The following is a 287-nucleotide window of genomic DNA, read 5'->3' on the forward strand; positions in this document are numbered from 1 at the left end:
ATGCGTGCGCTTGACCGACTTGGCGGCCGCCTGCAGCACTTTCTTGCCGGTGGCGACGTCGCCGGTGATCGAGATCATGTTGACCTTGGGATGATTGATCAGCGTGTTGCCGACGCTGTCGCCGCGGCCGAGCACGACATTGACGACACCCTCGGGCAGGATTTCCGCAAGGATCTTGGCAAGCTTCAGCGCCGTCAGCGGAGTCTGCTCCGACGGCTTGAACACGACCGTGTTGCCGCCGGCGATCGCCGGCGCCAGCTTCCAGGCCATCATCATCAGCGGGTAGT

Annotated in this window: 1 protein-coding gene; it reads right to left on the reverse strand. The window is 63.4% G+C overall.

Going from position 1 to position 287, the window contains the following annotated elements; genetic code table 11:
- The coding region (locus EOB49_RS35230; protein WP_127383565.1) for an aldehyde dehydrogenase family protein at window positions 1-287 on the reverse strand (287 nt) is incomplete at both ends.

Origin of the sequence: Mesorhizobium sp. M7A.F.Ca.MR.148.00.0.0, from assembly GCF_003997735.1 — a bacterium.
In the GTDB taxonomy this organism is placed as follows: Bacteria; Pseudomonadota; Alphaproteobacteria; order Rhizobiales; family Rhizobiaceae; genus Mesorhizobium.